20 protein-coding genes are annotated in these 20289 nt (G+C 67.0%); 8 read left to right on the top strand and 12 right to left on the bottom strand.

Translation table 11 applies throughout. The features are described 5' to 3' along the window. Nucleotides 1-54: 54 nt before the first annotated feature. A complete protein-coding gene (gtdA, locus tag F1599_RS17100; RefSeq protein ID WP_149316023.1) occupies nt 55-1101 on the bottom strand; it encodes a gentisate 1,2-dioxygenase in 1047 nt (348 codons plus the stop codon). A gap of 190 nt (nt 1102-1291) precedes the next feature. Between gtdA and F1599_RS17105 the strand changes: the two genes are divergently transcribed. Both F1599_RS17105 and F1599_RS17110 read left to right on the top strand, forming a co-directional pair. Then, a complete protein-coding gene (locus tag F1599_RS17105) occupies nt 1292-2212 on the top strand; it encodes a LysR substrate-binding domain-containing protein (protein ID WP_150083864.1) in 921 nt (306 codons plus the stop codon). 277 nt (nt 2213-2489) lie between these two features. Continuing rightward, nucleotides 2490-3419, top strand: coding sequence for a Bug family tripartite tricarboxylate transporter substrate binding protein (locus tag F1599_RS17110; protein WP_223819726.1), 930 nt, complete (start codon nt 2490-2492; stop codon nt 3417-3419). A 51-nt stretch (nt 3420-3470) separates the two neighbouring features. Here the strand turns inward: F1599_RS17110 and F1599_RS17115 are convergent, their stop codons facing one another. The 5 genes from F1599_RS17115 to F1599_RS17135 form a co-directional block, all read right to left on the bottom strand. Next, nucleotides 3471-4433: a Csu type fimbrial protein gene (locus tag F1599_RS17115; RefSeq protein WP_223819707.1), complete on the bottom strand. Its 963-nt coding sequence runs from the start codon at nt 4431-4433 to the stop codon at nt 3471-3473. Beyond that, nucleotides 4430-6862: a fimbria/pilus outer membrane usher protein gene (locus F1599_RS17120; RefSeq protein WP_150083866.1), complete on the bottom strand. Its 2433-nt coding sequence runs from the start codon at nt 6860-6862 to the stop codon at nt 4430-4432. The genes F1599_RS17115 and F1599_RS17120 overlap by 4 nt, the downstream gene beginning before the upstream one ends. A 14-nt stretch (nt 6863-6876) precedes the next feature. Further along, a complete protein-coding gene (locus F1599_RS17125) occupies nt 6877-7662 on the bottom strand; it encodes a fimbrial biogenesis chaperone (RefSeq protein WP_223819708.1) in 786 nt (261 codons plus the stop codon). A gap of 23 nt (nt 7663-7685) precedes the next feature. Then, on the bottom strand, nt 7686-8198 hold the full coding sequence (locus F1599_RS17130) for a Csu type fimbrial protein (RefSeq protein ID WP_190286388.1): 513 nt from the start codon (nt 8196-8198) through the stop codon (nt 7686-7688). Nucleotides 8199-8292: 94 nt separating this feature from the next. Further along, a complete protein-coding gene (locus F1599_RS17135; RefSeq protein WP_150083868.1) occupies nt 8293-8547 on the bottom strand; it encodes a hypothetical protein in 255 nt (84 codons plus the stop codon). Between the two features lie 293 nt (nt 8548-8840). On the opposite strand from F1599_RS17135, the gene F1599_RS17140 reads away from it, so the two are divergent. From F1599_RS17140 to F1599_RS17150, 3 genes are all read left to right on the top strand, one after another. Continuing rightward, the gene (locus F1599_RS17140) at nt 8841-11156 is read left to right on the top strand and encodes an ATP-dependent DNA helicase (RefSeq protein WP_150083869.1); all 2316 of its coding nucleotides are present in this window, start codon (nt 8841-8843) and stop codon (nt 11154-11156) included. Between the two features lie 99 nt (nt 11157-11255). Continuing rightward, nucleotides 11256-11489, top strand: a complete 234-nt coding sequence (locus F1599_RS17145) for an AbrB/MazE/SpoVT family DNA-binding domain-containing protein (RefSeq protein ID WP_149316020.1) — start codon at nt 11256-11258, stop codon at nt 11487-11489. After that, nucleotides 11476-11886, top strand: a complete 411-nt coding sequence (locus tag F1599_RS17150) for a PIN domain-containing protein (protein WP_150083870.1) — start codon at nt 11476-11478, stop codon at nt 11884-11886. The genes F1599_RS17145 and F1599_RS17150 overlap by 14 nt, the downstream gene beginning before the upstream one ends. Nucleotides 11887-11901: 15 nt before the next feature. Here the strand turns inward: F1599_RS17150 and F1599_RS17155 are convergent, their stop codons facing one another. The 4 genes from F1599_RS17155 to F1599_RS17170 all read right to left on the bottom strand — a co-directional run bounded on the left by F1599_RS17155 (nt 11902) and on the right by F1599_RS17170 (nt 15703). After that, nucleotides 11902-12120: a hypothetical protein gene (locus F1599_RS17155; RefSeq protein ID WP_223129656.1), complete on the bottom strand. Its 219-nt coding sequence runs from the start codon at nt 12118-12120 to the stop codon at nt 11902-11904. A 79-nt stretch (nt 12121-12199) separates the two neighbouring features. Continuing rightward, nucleotides 12200-13630 (bottom strand): aldehyde dehydrogenase family protein, encoded by a 1431-nt coding sequence (locus F1599_RS17160; protein WP_150083871.1) that lies wholly within the window; start codon nt 13628-13630, stop codon nt 12200-12202. Nucleotides 13631-13745: 115 nt separating this feature from the next. Beyond that, nucleotides 13746-14705 (bottom strand): Bug family tripartite tricarboxylate transporter substrate binding protein, encoded by a 960-nt coding sequence (locus tag F1599_RS17165; protein ID WP_150083872.1) that lies wholly within the window; start codon nt 14703-14705, stop codon nt 13746-13748. Nucleotides 14706-14785: 80 nt separating this feature from the next. Continuing rightward, nucleotides 14786-15703, bottom strand: a complete 918-nt coding sequence (locus tag F1599_RS17170; protein WP_150083873.1) for a dihydrodipicolinate synthase family protein — start codon at nt 15701-15703, stop codon at nt 14786-14788. Nucleotides 15704-15804: 101 nt separating this feature from the next. Here F1599_RS17170 and F1599_RS17175 point away from each other — a divergent pair, with 101 nt between their 5' ends. From F1599_RS17175 to F1599_RS17185, 3 genes are all read left to right on the top strand, one after another. Beyond that, nucleotides 15805-16698: a LysR family transcriptional regulator gene (locus F1599_RS17175; protein WP_150083874.1), complete on the top strand. Its 894-nt coding sequence runs from the start codon at nt 15805-15807 to the stop codon at nt 16696-16698. A gap of 306 nt (nt 16699-17004) precedes the next feature. Further along, nucleotides 17005-17319, top strand: a complete 315-nt coding sequence (locus F1599_RS17180) for a helix-turn-helix domain-containing protein (RefSeq protein ID WP_150083875.1) — start codon at nt 17005-17007, stop codon at nt 17317-17319. Then, nucleotides 17316-18689 carry a HipA domain-containing protein gene (locus F1599_RS17185; protein ID WP_150083876.1) on the top strand — a complete coding sequence of 458 codons (1374 nt, stop codon included), beginning with the start codon at nt 17316-17318 and terminating at the stop codon, nt 18687-18689. Before F1599_RS17180 ends, F1599_RS17185 begins: the two co-directional genes overlap by 4 nt. 21 nt (nt 18690-18710) lie before the next feature. On the opposite strand, the gene F1599_RS17190 is transcribed toward F1599_RS17185, so the two are convergent. Continuing rightward, the gene (locus F1599_RS17190; protein ID WP_149316014.1) at nt 18711-19202 is read right to left on the bottom strand and encodes a flavodoxin family protein; all 492 of its coding nucleotides are present in this window, start codon (nt 19200-19202) and stop codon (nt 18711-18713) included. A 133-nt stretch (nt 19203-19335) separates the two neighbouring features. Beyond that, nucleotides 19336-20259 (bottom strand): LysR family transcriptional regulator, encoded by a 924-nt coding sequence (locus F1599_RS17195; protein ID WP_150083877.1) that lies wholly within the window; start codon nt 20257-20259, stop codon nt 19336-19338. Between the last annotated feature and the right edge of the window lie 30 nt (nt 20260-20289).

A 20289-nucleotide genomic window follows, 5' to 3' on the forward strand; every position in this document is an offset into this window, starting at 1 on the left:
GGATGACGGGCGCGGCGGTATGCCCCGCGCACGCCGGTGTCCCAATGCAGGCGGTCAGAGCCGTTCCTCGCGCAGCAGATTCAATGCGCTGAGCACAGGGCGGTCCGAATAGCTGAACAGCACCGCGTCCTCGACGCACGCCAGCTGCACCGGCTGCCACGATGGCGCGACGAAGATGTCGCGTGGCTCGAACTGGAACTGCATCTCGCCGATGCGCGCGGTGCCGCGGCCCTCGACGACGCTGTAGACGGTCGCATCGGTGCTGCGATAGGTGCGGCCCTGGAAGCCGGCCGGCAGCAGCTGCATGAAGGTGGCCATGGTCGGCATCGGCCAGCCGCCGGTGGCGGGATTGACGTAGCGCAGCTTGACGCCGTCCCACGGGTCGAGCTCGCCATGGCGGTAGAGCTGGTCCAGCGCTTCGCGCGTCCTCGCATACGGATAGCTGAAGATCGGCGAACTGCCGCCGGTCGGCTGATGGCGCACCGGCACCATGTTGTTGCCATAGCGCGCGAAGCTGTTGCCCTCGGGGCGCGTGACCGGCTGCACGGCTTCGGGATAGCTCTCGGCGAAGCCGGCATCGAGCTGCAGCAGCAGCGGGATATCCAGTCCGTCGAGCCAGACCACGGGTTCGCCGCCGTCCGCCTCGAGCGGATTGCCGTGGTCATGCCAGGTCCACGACGGCGTGATGATGAAATCGCCGGGATGCATCGTCGTGCGTTCGCCGTCGACCGCGGTCCACGCGCCCTGGCCCTCGACGATGAAGCGCAGCGCGGACTGCGTATGGCGATGGCTGGGCGCGATTTCGCCGGGCAGGATCAGTTGCAGGCCCGCGTACAGCGTCGACGTAATGCTCGATTTGCCGCGCAGGCCGGGGTTTTCCAGCACCAGCACGCGGCGTACCGCTTCCTCGGCGCTGATTACCGAACCCGCCTGCATCACCAGCGGACGGATCTGCTCGTATTTCCAGATCGCCGGCTGCGCCTTCGGCTGCGGTTGCGGCGGCACCAGTGCGTGCAGCGATTCCCACAGCGGCGCCATATGGCTGCGCCCGATCTGCTCGTAGTAGGCCGCGCGGGCGATATCCCGCTTGCTGTTCGACATCGAGGTCTCCAATCGAGAAGGCACCGGCGGAGGCCCCCATCTCCCGTCTGCGGATGAGAGGCAGGGCGGCTTGTCCGCGTCATTCGTCGTTATTCGTTGGTTGGGACTGTAGCCGTGCAGGTATATTTCGAAAAATGAATTGTTGATCTGATCCATACGAATATGGATATGACTGGGAGGGTTTTCCCTGATGGATTGGACACACAGGCTGCGGCTTCGCAACCTGCAAATGCTGTTGAGCCTGGCCGAGACCGGCAACATGAGCCAGACCGCGGCGGCGCTCAATACCACGCAGCCCGGCCTGTCGAAGTGGCTGCGCGAACTGGAGGAGGACATCGGCCTGCCGCTGTTCGAGCGGCACGCGCGCGGCCTGCGGCCGACGCCTTACGGCGAATCGCTGATCGAACATGCGCGCCGCATCGAAGCGCAGCTCGATAGCGCGCGCGACGATCTGCAGGCGCTGCGCGATGGCGGCAGCGGCCTCGTGGTGATCGGCACCTCCGGCGCATCGGCGGCCGATACCGTGCCGCTGGCGGTGGTGCGGCTGCTCAAGGCGATGCCCGGCGCGCAGATCCGCCTGGTCGAGAGCACGATGGACGAGCTGATGAGCCGGCTCGCGCGCGGCGAGCTCGATATCGTGGTCGGGCGCTCCGCGCCCGAGTTGCAGGACGCGCGCCTGCGTACCGAGGCCCTGTACATGGAGCCGATCCACTTCGTCGCGCGCCCCAAGCATCCACTGCTGTCGATGGCGGCGCTCGACTGGACCGCGCTCGAATCGTTCCAATGGGTGATCTGGCCGCGCGGCACGCCGATCCGCAATGCGCTCGAATCCGCGTTGGCGGCGGCGGGGCGCCCGTTGCCCGCGCGCTGCGTCGAGTCCAATTCGACCATCCTGAACCTGACGCTGCTGAACCATACGAACATGATCGGCGTCGCCTCGCACCGCACCGCGCGCCGTCTTGAGGATCTGGGCGCGCTGCGCATCGTGCCGTTGCGGCTGTCGGGCTTCGGCTCGGTGTCGATGTATTGGCGCGAGGACAGCTTCCGCCGCGGCGCGGTGGTGGCCGCGCTCGATGCCTTGCGCGAAGCGGGCGGGGGTGGCAGCGTGTGACGGTGGTCTGCCGTCTCGAACGGTCCCACGCGCACGTGCGGATTGGATATGATGGCGCCCGCCGGCTTGCATCGGCATCGGCTTCGGCATCGGCTTCGGCATCGGCTTCGGCTTCGGCATCGGCCTGCGAGCCGCAACAACGACAACAACGAACGCAAATCATCACCACACGAAAGGAGACCGCCTCATGACGCCAATCACGCCCATGACGCCTCGCATCCGCCATCTTCCCCGCCGCACCGTTCTCGGCATCGCGCTCGCCGGCCTCGCCACCGCCATGCTCGGACTGCCGAAGCCCGCCAGCGCCGCCGACTATCCGACCAAGCCGATCCGCTTCATCGTGCCCTACGCCGCGGGCGGCACCACCGACCTGGTGGCACGCACCGTCGGCCAGCGTGTCGCCGAGAAGCTGGGCCAGCCCGTGGTGATCGAGAACCGGCCGGGCGCCGGCGGCAATATCGGCATGGAGGCCGTGGCCAAGGCGGCGCCGGACGGCTATACGATCGGCTTCGGCGCGATCTCCACCAATGCACTGAACCCGCATATCTACAAGGCGATGCCTTTCGATCCGCGCCGCGATTTCACCGCGGTGAGCCTGCTCGGCACATCCACCATCGTGCTGGAGGTCGGCAACCAGCTGCCGGTCAAGACCGTCGCCGAACTGGTGGCCTGGGCCAAGCGCAATCCCGGCCTGACCTATGCGACCGCGGGCACCGGCACCTCGATGCATCTGGCCGGCGCGATGTTTGCGCAAATGACGGGCACCAGCCTGACCCACGTGCCGTACAAGGGCAGCAGCCCGGCAATCAACGACATGCTTGGCGGACATATCCCCGTGATGTTCGACAACCTGCCGGCCTCGCTGCCGCATATCCAGGCCGGCAAGCTGCGCGCGCTGGCGGTGGCGGGCAGCACGCGCTCGCCGGCATTGCCCAATGTGCCGACGCTGGCCGAGGCGGGACTGGCCGGCTATTCGGTTGAGCCGTGGTTCGGCGTGTACGGGCCCGCCGGCATGCCGGCCGACATCGTGCAGAAGCTCAATGCGGCGTTTGTCGAGGCGCTGGGCAGTGCGCCGGTGCGCGACAAGCTGGTGCAGGCCGGCTTCAACCCGAAGTCGTCGAGCGCCGCCGAGCTGCAAGCACTGACGCAGGCGGAATACGAGAAGTTCGGCAAGGTGGCGCGCAGCGCGAATATCACGGTGGATTGAGGCTCGAGCGCGCGGCGGCGGGCGTACCCCGCGTCGTGCCGAGGCCCGCCGTCAGTACGTCACCGTGACGGTGACCGTATCGGCGTAGGTACCCGCGACCGGAGTCTGCTGGGCCGGCACGCGGCCATACACCGTGTAGCTTTGCGTGGCGCCGGTGCCGGTTGCCGACAGGACGCTCGTTCCGGTGGTGCCGTCTCCCCAGGGCACGGAGTAGGCGGCGTTCTGGTACAGCTGATAGCCGATCTGCTCGGTGCCGCCGCTGCGTTGCATCCGCCGGTTCGCCACGGAGGCGCCGGCCGAGGTGCCGGCGTTGATGGCCAGCGTGTACGGGCTGCCATTGGTGCATCGGGCCGTAATGGTGCCGGTGGCGGTGGCGTCGGCAGAGAGCAGGCCGCGCGTGCCGAAATCCACGTTGGTTGCCGTGATGATGCAATCGCTGATGACGTTTGCCGTCACGGTGAACGGAAACCTGGCGACGGGGCTGGTCAGCGTGGCGCAGTTCGGCGCGACCAGCACGTATTCGGCGTAGTTCATCTCCGTGAATGCCGCCGTGAACGCCGACTGATAGGCTCCGGCCCGTACCGTGCTCTGGTTGGCGGGAACCTGGCCGTACACCGGGACGGTGGCCTGGCCGGTGCCGAGCGTCATCGGAATGTCGATCTGCACGTAGCTCGTCCCGCTCCCTCCGCGCGGTCCCCAGACCGTCGTGTAGCCGCTGTTCGTATAGAGGTTGTAGTTCAGCGCCCCGCTGCCGCTGCTCAGCGTGCGCGGCAGCAGCGCCGTGCCGCCGCTGCCTGTGCCGATGCCCAGGCAAACGCGCGCGCGGCCCAGCGCAAAGCCGGTGCAGTTGATGGAGATGCTGCCGTTGGCGGTGGAGGCTGCGCCGGAGACCGGGCTGACGGTGCCGAACGTCAGATTGGAAGCGGTGGCGGTGCAGGTCTGGCCTTGCGCGGCGCTCGCCAGTGCGAGCAGCAGGGCGGCCAGAGTCAGGCGGGCGATGCGATGCATGTTCATGGCCCTGTCGGCGTGCAGGCAACGCGGCCCATCATCGGTATCGGAGAGGTGGAGGCGCGATAGCCGATTTCGGCCCGGCATTTCCCGCTCGGCGGGTCGGCCTCGATGACATTGCGATCCGACCAGTTGTCGAAGTACGCCAGTCCGTCATAGCCGACGATCGTCGTGGCCAGCGCGCTATTCGGGTCATCGCGTGCGAGCATGCGGGCGACCGTGCCGGCCGGCAACGGCGCGCCCGCGGCGTCCGTCAGGGTTACCTGTCCCGCCCGGATCGGCGTGATGTCGAAGCGCGCCAGCGCGCCGGCCTGCCACGCCGGCGCGATGTTCAACGTGGGCGTGCTCAGGCGCGTGTTGGCGGGCAGGGACAGCGCGTCGATGCCGACGCGGTTCGACTGATACGGCATCAGGTTGGGGACCAGGAAATGGCCGTTGCGGTCCGTCGCGCCGATTCTGCGGTTCTCGACCAGTACCGGTACGCCGGCATGGCCGCCGGTGGACACGAGCGCAAAGCCGTCGGTCACTCGGCGTGCCGCCATGACTGCGCCGTCCATCACCACGACCGACCCCGTGGCATTGACCGCCATGCGTGTTTCGCCGTCGATCGATTGCACGCCGCCGAGCACCTCCCCATACGGGCCGCGGTAGCTCAGCTGCGCGAGGCCGCGCGAAAGCCCGGCATTCCTGCTGCCCTGGACCTGCCAGCCCCATCCTCCGTCGAAGGCCGGCGTGCGGCTGGCGCTGGCATAAAGGGCTTCCCTGCCGCCATCGTTGCCCGCTGACACGGAGGCCGAGGTGGAAGGCCCCAGCACCACGGTGAGGGTCAGCAGCACACCTTGCATGCGTGGTTCGGCGAAATCGCGATAGGCACTGAGGCTCAGCGAATAGTCGCGCGCGAGCTGCGTGGTGAAGGCCAGCGAGCCGATGCGCGAGCGGCCGATCAGTCCATCGTCGAGGTGTACGTAGTTGAGCGCCACGTTGCCGTTGCGCGCCACCGGCATTGCGAAGGTCGCGCGATACAGCGCGCCTGGAAACGGCGCCCCGGCGCGCGCCGCCAGATCGGTGAAGCGTCCCGCGGTGCGGCTGCCTTGCAGGTCAAGTGTCAGGGACGGCGTGCGCAGCTGATAGCCCAGCGAAAACAACGTGCCGTTGCCTCGGCCAACGCTTTCGGCCGCGGCCGCACTGACCACGCCGGCACCGCCCAGCCGCCACAGGACGCCTGCGCCGGTCACATAGCTGCCGGGCATCACCTCCACATGGCCTTCCAGCGTCAGTTCCGAGGTGAGCCCGTAGCGCAGCGAGCCGCTGCCTGCCGGCTGGCTGCCGTACTCGAACGAGCGCAGGCCATATTGCTCGCGCAGAAAGCCCGCTTCGACCGAGTAGTCCAGCAGGCCCGCGGCCATCATGCGGGTATCGACATACAAGGGCAGCGAGGTGGCGACATCGCGGCCGAGCATGTCGCGCACCACGATCGTCGCCTGTCCCGCGCCCGTCAGCGCCGGCGCACCGCTGAGGACGAACGGGCCGCTGGGTACCTGGCCGCTGTACTGGCGGACATTGTTGACGTACAGATCGACGGCGCTGGGAACCGCGGCCGTCGCGCCCAGCTGCGGCACGGGGTAGGTCACCATATCGGGCCGCAGCGCGAAGTTGCGGCGGTACTGCACGCCGCCCAGCCTGACCGAGCGGGTCCACGACAGTGCGCCGGAGATGGCGTCGCCCAGCTGCAGCGTGGTCAGCCCCGAAGGGTCCGGCCGTGCGTAGCTCGTGTCGAGCCGGATATAGCGGTTGTCGTCGCGATAGAAGGTGGCGAAACCGGTATTGCTGATGACGCCCTGGGAAAAGAAGAAACGCTGTTCGGTGTAGAGGCCGAGCGCCGCCGCTGTGCCCGGCTGGCCGTAGGCATCGTAGTTCAGCAGCATGCCGGTGCCCGGCGTGACGGTGGCGGGCCGCCGCGGCATGGTATCGACGACGTTGGGCAGGCGGCGGGCATCGTCGACGGTCAGCCGGACCTGCTGGACCGCTTCGAGATATTGGTAAGCCAGGCCGCCAATGCCGTCGAGCGCGACATGTCCGTCCGCCGCGGGAGTCAGGTCGTCGGTTCGGATGCCGATCTCCCGTAGTTCCTGCACGGTGGCGAACAGGCGACCGCCGCTCCAGCGGAAGCGCGCGACCATGCCGAGCGGTGCCTCGTTCAGGATCACGTCGAGCGCCACGTGCTGTGCGTCGGCAACGTCAGCATCGCGTGGGGAATCGGGCGGTGCCGCGGAGGGCGGCTGTGCCGCGGCGGGGCTCGGTTGCAGCCATGACGACAGCGACCACAGCAGCGACCACAGCAGCGACCACAGCAGCGACCACAGCAGAGGCCACGGCAGGCGCCGCCATCGACCGCCAACGCGCAGGCATCCCTGTTCCCGGACACATCGTGCCACTGCCTGGCGGTCCCTTACCGGGCATCGGTGCCGACGGCATGGCCGGCCGACGCCACGTCGAGCGGAGCGGAAATGCGCGTACCGTTGACCGTGGCTTCCAGCCGCCATCCTGCCGACGGCGCCATTCCGCGCTCGGCAGGCAGCGACCATTGGCGGCCGGACTTTGCCAGGGCATAGCCGAGCAGTCCCGCGGTGACCGCGTATTTCGTGCCGCCTCGTCCGAGCAGCGTGACATCGCTGATCTGGGCATGGCGATTGCCATCATTGCGGGCGAGCAGGCGCCATTCGCCGCCGTCCTTCAGCAGAGCGAAACGCAGAGGCGGCACCACCCCCGCGTCCGGCGTCCCGACGAAGACGGGCACCGAATAACGCAGCTGCACGCGGACCCCCGACGCGGGGCCGTTGTCGCCTTGCGGCAGCTCGTCGATCAGCAGGCGGTAGGTCGTTTCTCCCGCGGCGGCAGCGGCGGCTTGCGGATGGACCACGCGCACCAGCTGTTGATCGCCCGGCGCGATGCGGATGATCGGCGGGCTGGCCACCACGGTGTCGGTCGGTTCCAGCACGTCATCGCGTCCGGATTGCGTCCAGCGGAAGACCCGCACCTGCGCATGGATCGGAACGTCGCCCTGGTTGCGCAGCTGCAGTGCGCCGGCGCCGGGCGCCGAGGGCAGGTCGATGCGGATCGGCGAAATCTGCAGGGATGCGGCATGGCCTGCGGCGGCGATGAGCGCCGATGCCAGCAGGACGGCGAGGTGAAGCCCAGCCGGCAGCCGGAAAAGCCGCATCGGCGAACGCCGCACCCGCGTCGCGGGTGGGTTTCCCATCAGAAGTTGATCGTCGCGGTGATGGTGGACGTGTAGGCGCCGGCCGCCGGCGTCGCCTGCGGCGGTACGCGACCATAGACCGTCAGGATTTGGGCCGCGCCGTTGCCGGTGCCGGCCACCGTATCGGTGCCGGGAGTGTTGCCCCAGATCTGGGTGCGGGCGGCGTCGCGATACAGCTGATAGCCGACCGATGAGGCGGCCGGGCCCGCCAGGCGGCGGTTCGCGATGGTGGACCCGGCCGCAGTGCCGGCATCCAGGCCAACGTTGTAGGGCGCCCCGGTCGTACAGGTGACGCTGACCGTCGTGGTCTGGTCGATATTGGCGCCAAGGACGCCTTGCGAGCCGAAATCCAGGTCCGATGCGGAAATTGCGCAATCGTTTGCCAGGGTCAGCCGCACCTGGAAAGTCGTGGTCTTGGTGGCGGCACCAAGCCACGCCGGGAAAAACGCCGCGATGGCCGCGGCGGCGAGACGTCCGTATTTGTGCTGTGGACGCAACAGGGAGAATCGCATGATATCCATCTCCTTATTGGTGTTAAGCCAAGGCTAACGCACAAGAATGGAGATGTTTCACCTTGCAATGCTTTGTTACAGCGCTGCGTGACGTTTAAAACTGTATTTCCACCAAGGACTTGCCGGCGGTCGGCGGTGCAACGAGGGCGTCCGCCGACGCGGTCGGTGCGGCGGGCGTGGGCTGCGGCGCCACCACCCGATACGCGGCGTCCAGCGCGCAGGAAACGCGCGGCTGTGAGTCCGGTAGATGCTGCACAAGGCAGGTGTCGGCGATGGTAAGGCGCACATCCATGCGCGAGCGTGTGGCGGCATGCGCGTCGCTTCCCGCGATGCACAGGGAGCCTGCCATTACGGCAAGGGCGGCTGCAAGCGGTGTGGCAAGGGCTGGGGCGGGAAGAAGCGGGGAACGGCGGAAGCTCATGATGGGGTACAGCGGAATATCTGGATGTTAACGGCAGGAAATCCGAAAGCTTGACAGCGGAAACGGCCGCGTTTGCCGATGCCATCGGCGTCGACAACGGAAGGTGCGGTACTGTATATTTGTACAGCTGTTCCGCGCGCCGCGGAATGCCTTGTCCGCCTGCCGTCGCGATGTCCGTTCCCGTGTCCTTATCCCGCTGCTCCGCCGATCCGCCGCCAGGCATGCCGGCCGATTCGTCTTGCGGCAACGACGCTCCCGCCGGTGGCACCGAGGGCGAACCACGCTACATCGTCGCGGTCCGCACGCTTTGCGAATTCACCGCCCGCGCCGGCGATCTGGACCTGCGGTTCACCCCTTCGCCGACCGCGCAGGAGGGCGTGGCGGGCCATGCCACCGTGACGTTCCGCCGGCCTGCCGGCTATCGGACCGAAATCGCGCTGAGCGGTGACTTCGGTCCGCTGCGCGTGCGCGGCCGTGCCGACGGCTACGATCCGGCGCTGCGGCGGCTCGAGGAAATCAAGACCGTGCGCGGCGATGCGGCCGAGGTGCCGGCCCATCATCGGCATCTGCATTGGGCGCAGGCCAAGGTCTACGGCTGGCTGATGTGCCAGCGCGAAGATCTCGAAGACATCGAGATCGCGGTGGTCTATTTCGATATCGTCAGCGGGCGCGAGCGAACCGAGGCGCAGCGCTTTACCGCGGTGGCGCTGCGCGACTGCTTCGAGGCGCAATGCCGTGCCTTCATCGGCTGGGCCGAGCAGGAGCTGGCGCATCGCGCCGAGCGCGATCTGTCGCTGGAGGCGCTTGCCTTTCCGCATGCCGGATTCCGGGCCGGCCAGCGCGAGCTCGCCGAATCGGTCTATCGCGCCAACCTCTCCGGCCGCTGCCTGCTCGCGCAGGCGCCCACCGGCATCGGCAAGACCGTCGGCACGATCTTCCCCGCGCTGAAGGCGATGCCGAAGCAGAAGATCGACAAGCTGTTCGTGTTGTCGGCCCGCTCGACCGGCCGGGCGCTGGCGCTGGAAGCCGCACGCGGGCTGGCCGCGCAGCGGGAAGCGATGCCCCTGCGCGTGCTGGAGATGGTGGCCCGCGAGAAGGCCTGCGAATATCCGGGGCGTGCCTGCCACGGCGAAGCGTGTCCGCTGGCGCGCGGCTTCCATGACCGCCTGCCGGCGGCGCGTGCGCAGGCGGCGCAGCGGACGATGCTGGACCGCGGCCACATCCGCGAGATCGCGCTGGCCCACGACATCTGCCCGTACTACCTGAGCCAGGAAATGGCGCGCTGGAGCGATGTGGTGGTGGCCGACTACAACTACTACTTCGACCGCACGGCGCTGCTGCATGCCTTTGCGCTGCACGACGGCTGGCGCGTCAGCGTGCTGGTCGACGAGGCCCATCAATTGCCGGAGCGGGCGCGCGACATGTACAGCGCCACGCTCGATCAGGCCGAATTCCGCGCGCTGCGGCGGCAAGCGCCGGTGGAGCTGCGCCGCGCGTTCGATCGCGTCGGCCGCCAATGGAATGCCGCGGCGAAGATGTTGGCCGGCGACTATCGGGCCGAGGCGAAAGTCCCGGCGCCGTTGCTCGATGCCTTCGAAGGGCTGTGCGCTGCGTTGCGGGAGCGGTTCACGGAGCGGCCCACCGAGCAGGACCCGGCGCTGCAGCGCTTCTATTTCGATGTGCTGCAATTCTGCCGGCTCGCCGAACAGATCGGTCCGCATTCCGTGTTCGACATGACGCGCATGCCGGCGCGCGGCGCGCACGGCAATGTCCGTCTGGGGGTACGCAACCTGGTGCCGGCGCATTTCCTGCGGCCGCGACTGGCGGCGGCGCATTCGGTCTCGCTGTTCTCGGCCACGCTGGCGCCGGCCTCCTACTACGCGGATATGCTGGGCCTGCCGGAGCGATGGGTCTGGCACGAGGTGCCGTCGCCCTTCCAGCCGGACCAGCTGCGCGTTCGCGTCGCGTCGCATATTTCGACCCGCTTCGCGCATCGGCAGCGCTCGCTGCCCGATATCGTCGAACTGATCGCCGCGCAGTATCGCGACAGTCCGGGCAACTATCTCGCGTTCTTCAGCAGCCACGACTACCTGGGCGATGCGCTGGCCCTGTTCGCGCAGCGGCACGCCGATATCCCGAGCTGGTCGCAGGCGCGCGGCATGGGCGAGGCCGAGCAGGCCGAATTCCTCGCCGCCTTCCGGCCCGGCGGCCGCGGCGTGGGTTTTGCCGTATTGGGCGGGCCTTTTGCCGAGGGCGTCGATCTCCCAGGCGACCGCCTGATCGGTGCCTTCGTCGCCACGCTTGGCCTACCCCAGTTCAATCCGGTCAACGAGCAGCTGCGCAGCCGGCTGGAGGACACGTTCGGCGACGGCTATGCCTACGCGTACCTGTATCCAGGCCTGCGCAAGGTCGTGCAGGCGGCGGGCAGGGTGATCCGCACCAGCGAGGACCGCGGCGTGGTGTATCTGATCGACGACCGGTTTGCGCAGCGGTCGGTGCGGGAGTTGTTGCCGAGATGGTGGCGGGTCGATGCGTAATTCGGGAGCGGCCATGCGCATGCTGGTGTGCCTAAGAAGGCATTAGCATTCGGTTTGCTCTGGATATACAATTTCCAATGTATATCCAAGGAGAAAGCCATGCAGGTAGCGAAGTGGGGTAACAGCTTGGCTGTGCGTCTGCCGTCCAGCGTCGTGGAGGCGCTCGAATTGCGTGAAGGTGACGACATCGAGATTGTGGTCGATGACCCGCGGACCTTCGCTGTCCGAAAAAAGCCCGGTGCCGATGTGTTGCTGGAGCGGGTGAGACAGCTGCGTGGAAGGCTGCCAGCTGACTTCAAGTTCAGTCGGGATGAGGCGAATGAGAGAACCTAAAGGCAGCGCGTTCATTGATAGCAACGTCGTTCTTTATTTGCTGTCGGAGGACGCCAGGAAAGCGAACCGTTCTGAAGCCTTGCTGAGGACGCGGCCGATGATCAGCGTTCAAGTGCTGAACGAGGTGACCAGCGTATGCGTCCGAAAGCTGGATATGGCTTGGCACGAGATCGCGGACCTGGTGGACGCGGTGAAAAGTTTTTGCACTGTGGTCCCACTCACAGTCGATATCCACGACTCTGCACGGCGACTGGCTGAACGGCATGGCTTCGCGTTCTACGATGCCTGCATCGTCGCTACCGCTTCCATGAGCGGATGTCAGATCCTGTACACAGAGGACATGCACGACGGGCTGATCGTCGAGGACGGCCTGACGATACGGAATCCTTTTCTCTAGGCTGCCGATTGCCCGCTACGCCAGCGCCGCGATGGCCATCACGATCCCCGCGACGGCAAGCATGCCCACGACCGCAACGAGCTCGAACTCGTACCACGCTTCGCGCCGCAGTGGCGAGGCAGGATATCGCCCCAGCGTGACGATCTTCAGTACGAGCCAGCCCGGCCAGTAGAGGACGAACTGGAACAGCACGTACATCGCGAACCGCGCCACGAACCCGATGACCGACTCCATTGGCCATGCCCCGCTTGATGGTGGAATGGCCGCATTCTAAGCGGGGCGGCCGGTGCGTCAAGCCGCCATGGGGTAGCCATCAAGCCGCCGCATACGCCGTCTTCACCGTCGTATAGAACTCCTGCGCATACCGCCCCTGTTCGCGCGGACCATAACTCGATCCCTTGCGTCCGCCGAACGGCACGTGGAAATCCACGCCGGCGGTCGGCGCGTTGACCATCACCATGCCGGCCTGCGCGTGGCGCTTGAAATGCGTCGCCAGCTTCAGCGAGGTGGTGCAGATGCCGGCGGACAACCCGAATTCGGTATCGTTGGCGAGCGCCAGCGCTTCCTCGTAGTCGCGGGCCGCGATCACCGCGGCCACCGGCCCGAAGATCTCCTCGCGCGCGATCCGCATGTCGTTGCTGCACTCGACAAACAGCGCCGGGCTCAGGTAGAAGCCGTCCTTGCCGAGCGACAGCCGTTCGCCGCCGCACACCAGCCGCGCGCCTTCGGCCTTGCCGATGGCGATGTAGCGCTCGTCCTGTTCGAGCTGGCGCGCGTCGACCACCGGGCCGATCTGCGTGCGCGCATCGCGGGCGTCGCCGACCACCAGTGCCGCGGTCCGCTCGGCGAGCCGGGCAACGAAGCGGTCGTGGATGCCCTGTGTGACGATGATGCGGCTCGACGCGGTGCAACGCTGGCCGGTCGAATAGAACGAGCCCTGCAGCGCGACTTCGACCGCAAGCTCGAGGTCGGCATCGTCGGTGACCACCAGCGGATTCTTGCCGCCCATCTCCAGCTGGAACTTCGCCATGCGCTGGCAGGCCTGCGCGGCGATGCTGCGCCCGGTGGTCACCGAGCCCGTGAAGCTGATCGCGTCGACCTGCGGATGTTCGACCATCCGCTGGCCGACATCGCGTCCGCGGCCGAGCACCAGATTGAACGCCCCGGCCGGCAGGCCCGAGCGGCTCAGGATCTCCGCCAGCGCCCAGCTCGAACCCGGCACCAGCTCCGCGGGCTTGAACACCACGCAATTGCCGTAGGCCAGCGCCGGGGCGATCTTCCACGCGGGAATCGCGATCGGGAAGTTCCACGGCGCGATCAGCGCGACCACGCCGATCGGCTCGCGCGTGATCTCGACACCGATGCCGGGGCGCACGGACGGCAGCACCTCGCCCGCGGTACGCAGCGCCTCGCCAGCGAAGAACTTGAAGATCTGCGCGGCGCGCACCACCTCGCCGGTCGCCTCGGGCAGCGTCTTGCCTTCCTCGCGCGCCAGCAGGTCGCCCAGCTCGGCGCGGCGCTGCAGCAGCTCGTTACCGACGAAATCGAGCACATCGAAGCGCTGCTGCGGCGTCGACAGCGACCACTTGCCGAAGGCCTGCCGCGCGGCGCGGACCGCCTGGTCGACTAGGGCGGCATCGCCCTGCGCGTAGTGGTCGATGATGTCCGACACATCGGACGGATTGACGTTGGCGCTGCTGTCGTTGCCGGCGACCCATTCGCCGGCGATGTAGTGCGATTTCACGGTAGCTTCCTTGTTCAACGGATCGGCGCTGCGGCATCGACGTCGCCCCGGCGAAGACGGGAACCCAGCGGCTTGCGCAGACGCTGGATTCCCGCCGGCGCGGGAACGACGGCGATCATTCCTTCTCGATGCCGGCGGTGCGGATGATGCGGCCCCAGCGGTCGAGTTCGGCGAGCTGGAAGCGGCCCAGCTCCTCGGCGCTCGACAGCGCGATTTCCTGGCCGCTCTGCTCGACGACCTGCCGCACGCTCGGCGTGGCCAGCGCGCGATGGACCAGTTCGCTCAGGCGTTGCACCACCGGCTGCGGGGTATTGGCGGGCGCATAGAGCGCGTTCCAGTAGCCGGCCTCATAGCGGGGCAGCGTGTCGGCGATGGTCGGCACATTGGGCACCAGTGCCGAGCGCTTGGGACCGCTGAAGCCCAGCACCCGCAGCTTGCCGGAGCGCACCTGCGGCAGGCTGGCCGGCAGGTCGACGATCATCAGGTCGGTCTGGCCCGCGACCAGGTCCACCACCGCAGGCGGATTGGCCTTGTACGGGACGTGGGTCATCTCGGTGCCGCTCATCTGCTGGAACAGTTCGGCGGCGACGCGTGCCGACGAACTGCCCGAACCGTAGGTCAGCTTGCCCGGCTCCTTCTTCGCCAGGGCGATCAGCTCGGCGACGCTGTTGGCCTTGACGTTCTGATTGACGACCAGCAGCTGGTAGCCCTTGGTCAGCATCGAGACGGGCGTGAAATCCTTGATCGGGTCGTAGGGCAGCTTCTTCAGCAGATGCGGATTGGCGGCCTGCGTGGTGTTGGTCGTGATGAACAGCGTATAGCCGTCGGGCTTGGCACGCGCAACGGTCTGGGCCGCGATGCCGCCCATCGCGCCGGCGCGGTTCTCGATCACCACGGCCTGTCCGGTCAGCCGGGTCACCTCGTTGCCCAGGGCGCGGGCCAGGCCGTCAGTGGCGCTGCCGGGGCTGGAGCCGATGACGATGGTGATGGGACGGGCGGGATAGGTTTCCGCGAGCGCGCCGCCGGTCAGCGAGGCAAAGGCGCAGAAGGCAAGCAGGGTGCGACGAAATGGCATCGATAGTCTCCAATGAAGTTTCTTGTAGTGGGACGTGGCACGTCCCCTCACTGCGCAGCGGGCAGTCGCCCGCGATGAAATCAGCGTGCGAGCCCCCAGCCGGACATCAGCTCGTGCAGGCGGCGCTGCTGGGCCTCGGTCAGCGGCCACGCCGAGGGCGGCCGTGCGGCGCCGCAGTCGTTGCCCATCAGCCGCAGCGCTGCCTTGACGACCGTGACGTTGGTGCCGTTGTTTTCCTGGGCGCGCAGATCCTCGAAGGGCAGCATCTCGCCGATCAGGCGCATCGCCAGCGCATGGTTGCCGTCTTCCAGCGCGCGGTGGATCGCCACCGAACGCTCGGGCATCACGTTGATCAGGCCGGAGGTAAAGCCGCGTGCGCCGACCGCATAGAAGGGCGGCGCCCAGACCTCGGCCAGTCCGCCGACCCAGGCCAGCCCGCGGTCGGCGGTGCGGCGGATCGCTTCGGCCAGCATCATCGGCGTTGGCGAGGCCCACTTGACGCCGATGACTTCGGGAATGCGGCACAGCGCTTCGATGGCGGCCAGGCCGATGTTGTCGTTGCGCAGATAGAGCACCAGCGGCAGGCCCTGGCCGGCCTCGGCGATCTTCTGCACATAGGCGACCACGCCGCGCGGCGCGACAAAGGGATCGGGCGGCTGATGGACCATCAGCGCGTCGGCGCCGGCTTCGCGGGAGGCGCGGGCCAGCGCGCAGGCTTCGTGGACGCTGCGTCCGACGCCGGCCAGCAGCGGCACCCGGCCGGCCACGTATTCGGCGGCGACATGGACCATGCGCACCGCCTCCTGCTCCCGCAGGCCGTAGAACTCGCTGGTATTGCCATTGGCGACCAGCACATGCACGCCGGCGCCGACGGCCCGGTCGACCACGGCCGAAAGCGGTCCGGGCGAGACGGTATCATTCGCGTCGAACGGCGTGACCAGGATTCCGGAAATGCCATTGAGCGCCTCGCGCAGCGCGGAACCTTCGAAAGTCGCCACTTGAACTCCTGATGGAATGGACATGAGAGGCGCTACTGTAGAAAGCCCCCGCTGCTGCCGTCCAATCCAAACTGGCGATTACCCAATTCAAGATTTGAATCGTGTTCCAGCTATCCCATCTGCGCAGCTTCGTGGCCGTCGCGACCGAATTGCATTTCGGCCGGGCCGCGGCCTTGCTGAACATGACGCAGCCGCCGCTGACGCGGCATATCCAGCTGCTCGAACATGAGGTCGGGGTGCAATTGCTGGACCGCTCGGGCGGCGGGGTTCGCCTGACGCCGGCGGGCGCGATCTTCCTGCGCGAGGCCGAGGACATCCTGCGGCGCAGCCAGGCGGCCAAGCTGGCCGCGCGCCGGGCCATGCGCGCCGATGCCGGTAGCGTATCGATGGGGTTCATCCCGGCAGCGAGCTTCGCGCTGCTGCCGCAATTGCTGGGCGCGATCCGCGCGAGCCTGCCGGAGGTCCACGTGTCGCTGCGCGAAATGCAGACCGACGCGCAGCTCGAGGCAATCGCCGCCGATCGCATCGAACTGGGCCTGGTGCGCCCGTTTGCGCCGCGCAGCTTCGTCGAATCGGCGCCGCTGCTGCGCGAGCCCTTCGTGCTGGCAGCGCCGGTCGGGCATCCGCTGCTGCAGGCCGAGCGCCTGCCGCTGTCCGCGCTCGAAGGCCAGCCCTTCATCGAGTTCTGCCGCTCCGAATCGCGTTATCTGTACGAGATCGTCGCCGGCCGGCTGCGCGCCGAGGGCGTGGCGCCCGACACGGTGCAGACGCTCAGCCATACGCATTCGATCCTGTCGCTGGTCGACGCCGGCATGGGCGTCGCGCTGGTGCCCCAGTCGGCATGGCGCCTCGGCTATGCCGGCGTGCGCTTTCGGCCGATCGACGACCAGGTCGGGCTCGATGTCGAACTGCATCTCGTTTGGCGAAAGGGCAATCCGCATCGGGTGGCGGCGGCCGTGCGGGGGGTGCTGGAGCGCAAGTCACCGCCGGGTTGAAAAGCAGCGCGTATTGCCGTGACCGCAGAAGTGCGCGGTTGGTACCGATCGGTCTGATGGCTCCCCAATGTCGCTTTATTGTTCCGATGGATCAGGAACAATGGGTGCGAGTTCCGGTCCTGTCGCCTTACTTCCGTAAAATCAGGAACTAAGAAATATCCGAGATCATCTGGCTCATTATTCCTTGTAATTGTGGAACAATGTGCTATATTTTACACATCGGACCATATTGTTCCGTGAATGTCGGAACTATGAAATGGTGACGGCGCGCCTATGTGTGGTCTGCACGGCAACGGAACGTTAATCATGGTGAGAAAACTACCTCTGCCCGACGAGTCCCTAAGCCCGGTCGTGGAAACTCTTGACTCGCTCGGTTCGCTGGTGCGCAGCCAGCGCGCACGGGGTCAGTTGCGAATCGACGATGCGGCCGATTTGCTGGGGGTGTCGAAGGACCTGCTGTCCCGTCTGGAGAACGGCAGGTCCGTCAGCCTGGACAGCCTGATGAAGGTGCTGGACGGTTTGGGCCTGAAGATGCTTGTCGTTCCCAAGGGCGACGCCTTGCTGGTCGAGGAGCAGCTGGCCGAGCGCGCCGCAAATTCCACTGACAAAGGCAGCGCATGACTTACTCACTCCGCGTGGTTTCGCAGCAGGCGACCGTGGGCCGCCTGACTTACGAGCCCCGCCAAGGCCTGGCTGGCCGTTACGCGTTCGCGTACGACCCAGGCTGGCTTCGCCGCAACGATCGATTTCCGCTTTCCCCGCACCTGCCCCTGCGTGGGGAGCCAAGCGATCCCGATACGGTCGCGCGTTTTCTCGCCAATCTGCTGCCCGAGGGCAGGGCGCTGGAGGTCGCCGCTGCGCATCATCACATCGCGAAGTCGAATACCTTCGCCCTGATCCGCTTGCTCGGCAAGGAGCCGGTTGGCGCGTTGAGCTTCGTGCCGGAGGACGAGCCCTCCCCGGACCCGGCAGAGCAGCACACCGCGTTCATGCCGGAAAAACGCCAGATCTCGCGGGAAGAACTGAATCAGCGCATCGCCGATCGCAATCGCGATGTGCCCTTTCCTGTCTGGGATGGCAGGGTCAGGCTCTCAGTCGCCGGATTCCAGGACAAATTGCAGGTGCTGGTGGAAGGGGACCGCATTGCGCTGGCGGACGGCCGACTCAGTTCTACCCATATCCTGAAGCCGGAGTCCATCAATGCGAAGTGGGAGAGCCTGGTCGCGAACGAACACTATTGCATGAGGCTCGCCGCCGAGATGGGCCTGCCCGTTGCACCCGTGCAGATATGGCGGATTCCTGCGCCGATACTGCTGATACAGCGTTTCGATCGCGTCGTGACATGGGATGCCGCCGACGGAGAGACGGTACGGGATGTGCGACGGTTGCACGTCATCGACGGGTGCCAGGCGATGGACCTGCCCGTGGGCTACAAATACGAGCGCAACTTCGGCAGCACGAAGGACGTTATGCATGTCCGGGATGGAGCCAGTTTCGAGAAGCTGTTTGCCCTGAACCGTTTTTTCGCCGTGCCGGCCATGGCGCGCGCGTTCATGTTGCGCTGGGCGCTGCTCAATGTCCTGCTTGGCAACTGCGACGCGCACGGCAAGAACATCTCGTTTTTTGTCAGCGCGAAGGGCATCAGCCCGGCACCGCTGTACGACCTGGTGTCTGTGGGTGTCTATGGCGATGCGGTGGAGCAGGAGCTGGCCATCGCGTATGGCGACGAATTCCAGCTGGAAGCGCTGACGCCGTTCGCGATGGCGGACTTCGGCAGCCGCATCGGCGTCAAGGCGTCCCTGTTGCAGCGGGAAATGACCCGGATGGCCCAGGCGGCGACCAATCTTGCGCCGAGGCTCGCGGAATCGGATACCTATGTTGGGCAGGAGCGTGAACTCGTGCGGCGCATTGCGGAATTTGTGCAAGCGCAGGCGCGGCGCATGGCTCAGATCGCAACGCAAGTACGCCGCGTGAAAGCCGACCTCCTCTGAAACCCGAGCCGGAGTCGTTCTTCAGAACACCCCCAGCGCCAGCCCGCCGGCGAGGCCTTCGCCGAGTTCCGCGCAGCGCGCCAGGTCGTCGGCGCCGATCTGCTTCGGTGCCAGGATGCGCTCCGGCGTCTGCGCATGCGTGCAGACGATCAGCCCGGGCGCCACGGAGCGCAAACGCCAGCCGGTGGCGATGCGGTCGAGCTGGCGCAGCGCGTTCTGGCCGTCGCTGCCGGCGCAGATCATCGCGGCATAGGGGCGGCCATTGACGCGGTCGAGCACCGGGTAATAGCAGCGGTCGAAGAAGTCCTTCATCAACCCTGACATCGCGGCCAGGTTCTCCGGCGTCGCGAACAGATAGCCGTCGGCCTTCAGCACATCGTCGGGTTGCGCCTCGGTGGCGCGCAGCAGCCTGACCTCGACGTCCGGCTGCGTCCGCGCGGCGTTGGCCGCGGCTTCGGCCATCTGCTGCGTGCCTCCGGTCATCGTGTGGTAGACGATCAGCAGCGTCTTCATCGGTGCCTGTGTGCGGGTATGTATGCGGGTATGTGTGCCGGTATGTGGCGGGAATCCATGCCAGTATGGGTTTCGGTCCGCGATACGAGGGCAATGTAGCACGCCGTCTCCGGCGTGCCGTGCCGCGCGAACGTCAGCGCGACGATGGCGCCTCGGCCGCCCCTCCGACGGGAAAGGCGGACTGCGCGACCTGGCGGAAGTGCCGTCCCGCCGGGGTCTCGGTTTCGTCGCAATAGGCCAGTGCCAGCCCGATGGCTGCGGCACCGGGCATGTCGTCCACCGGAATACACACCAGCCGCTCGTTGGCGAAGCGATGCATGATCGACGGCACCAGTGCGATGCCAAGCCCGCTCTCCACCAGCGCCATCACGGTCTGGATCTGCGTCGCGATCTGCGCGATGCGGGGCTGGAAGCCGCCCAGCTGGCAGGCCGTCATCGCCGCCGCGTGCAGCCCCGAGGCTTCCTCGCGCGCGTACATCACGAACCGTTCGCCGGCCAGCTCGGACAGCGACAGCGATCGGTGCCCGGCCAGCGGATGATGGCGCGGCAGCGCGGCGACGAAGCAGTCGTGCTCCAGCGGAGCCAGCGTGATCCTGCCGGCCTGCAGCAGCGGGATGCGCACCAGGCCGACGTCCAGCGCCTCGTCCTCGAGCTGTTTGACGATCGACGCCGAGGTGGCCTCCTTCAGCGTCAGTTCCACCGCGGGATACTCGGCACGAAAGTGCGACACCAGTTGCGGCAGCAGGTGATAGGTGGTGGAGCCGACGAAACCGATACGCAGCGTCCCACCCATGCCGCTGGCCGCGGCGTGCGCGGCCTCGCGGAAATGGCCGGCATGGAACAGGATGCGCCGCGCCTCGGCGAGCGCCGCATGGCCGCTCGGCGTCAGCGTGACACCGCGCGTCTCGCGCACGAACAATTGCGTTTCCAGTTCCTGTTCCAGTTTCTGGATCGAAACGGTCAGCGCGGGCTGCGCGATATGCAGCCGTTCGGCGGCGCGGCGAAAGTTCAGCGTTTCCGCGAGAACGACGAAATGCCGGATGCGTCGGAAATCCATGGGGCAGGGCGGCGCGCGGGGAGTGGCGAA

This window comes from Cupriavidus cauae (assembly GCF_008632125.1).
In the GTDB taxonomy this organism is placed as follows: Bacteria; Pseudomonadota; Gammaproteobacteria; order Burkholderiales; family Burkholderiaceae; genus Cupriavidus; species Cupriavidus cauae.

Excerpts from the sequence above, each read along its gene's own strand:
- F1599_RS17165 (WP_150083872.1), bottom strand. The coding sequence starts at position 14,705 with ATGCCATTTCGTCGCACCCTGCTTGCCTTCTGCGCCTTTGCCTCGCTG.
- F1599_RS17130 (WP_190286388.1), bottom strand. The coding sequence starts at position 8,198 with ATGCGATTCTCCCTGTTGCGTCCACAGCACAAATACGGACGTCTCGCC.
- F1599_RS17155 (WP_223129656.1), bottom strand. The coding sequence starts at position 12,120 with ATGGAGTCGGTCATCGGGTTCGTGGCGCGGTTCGCGATGTACGTGCTG.
- gtdA (WP_149316023.1), bottom strand. The coding sequence starts at position 1,101 with ATGTCGAACAGCAAGCGGGATATCGCCCGCGCGGCCTACTACGAGCAG.
- F1599_RS17140 (WP_150083869.1), top strand. The coding sequence starts at position 8,841 with ATGCCGGCCGATTCGTCTTGCGGCAACGACGCTCCCGCCGGTGGCACC.
- F1599_RS17115 (WP_223819707.1), bottom strand. The coding sequence starts at position 4,433 with ATGAACATGCATCGCATCGCCCGCCTGACTCTGGCCGCCCTGCTGCTC.
- F1599_RS17150 (WP_150083870.1), top strand. The coding sequence starts at position 11,476 with ATGAGAGAACCTAAAGGCAGCGCGTTCATTGATAGCAACGTCGTTCTT.
- F1599_RS17195 (WP_150083877.1), bottom strand. The coding sequence starts at position 20,259 with ATGGATTTCCGACGCATCCGGCATTTCGTCGTTCTCGCGGAAACGCTG.
- F1599_RS17180 (WP_150083875.1), top strand. The coding sequence starts at position 17,005 with ATGGTGAGAAAACTACCTCTGCCCGACGAGTCCCTAAGCCCGGTCGTG.
- F1599_RS17105 (WP_150083864.1), top strand. The coding sequence starts at position 1,292 with ATGGATTGGACACACAGGCTGCGGCTTCGCAACCTGCAAATGCTGTTG.
- F1599_RS17110 (WP_223819726.1), top strand. The coding sequence starts at position 2,490 with ATGCTCGGACTGCCGAAGCCCGCCAGCGCCGCCGACTATCCGACCAAG.
- F1599_RS17190 (WP_149316014.1), bottom strand. The coding sequence starts at position 19,202 with ATGAAGACGCTGCTGATCGTCTACCACACGATGACCGGAGGCACGCAG.
- F1599_RS17185 (WP_150083876.1), top strand. The coding sequence starts at position 17,316 with ATGACTTACTCACTCCGCGTGGTTTCGCAGCAGGCGACCGTGGGCCGC.
- F1599_RS17145 (WP_149316020.1), top strand. The coding sequence starts at position 11,256 with ATGCAGGTAGCGAAGTGGGGTAACAGCTTGGCTGTGCGTCTGCCGTCC.
- F1599_RS17135 (WP_150083868.1), bottom strand. The coding sequence starts at position 8,547 with ATGGCAGGCTCCCTGTGCATCGCGGGAAGCGACGCGCATGCCGCCACA.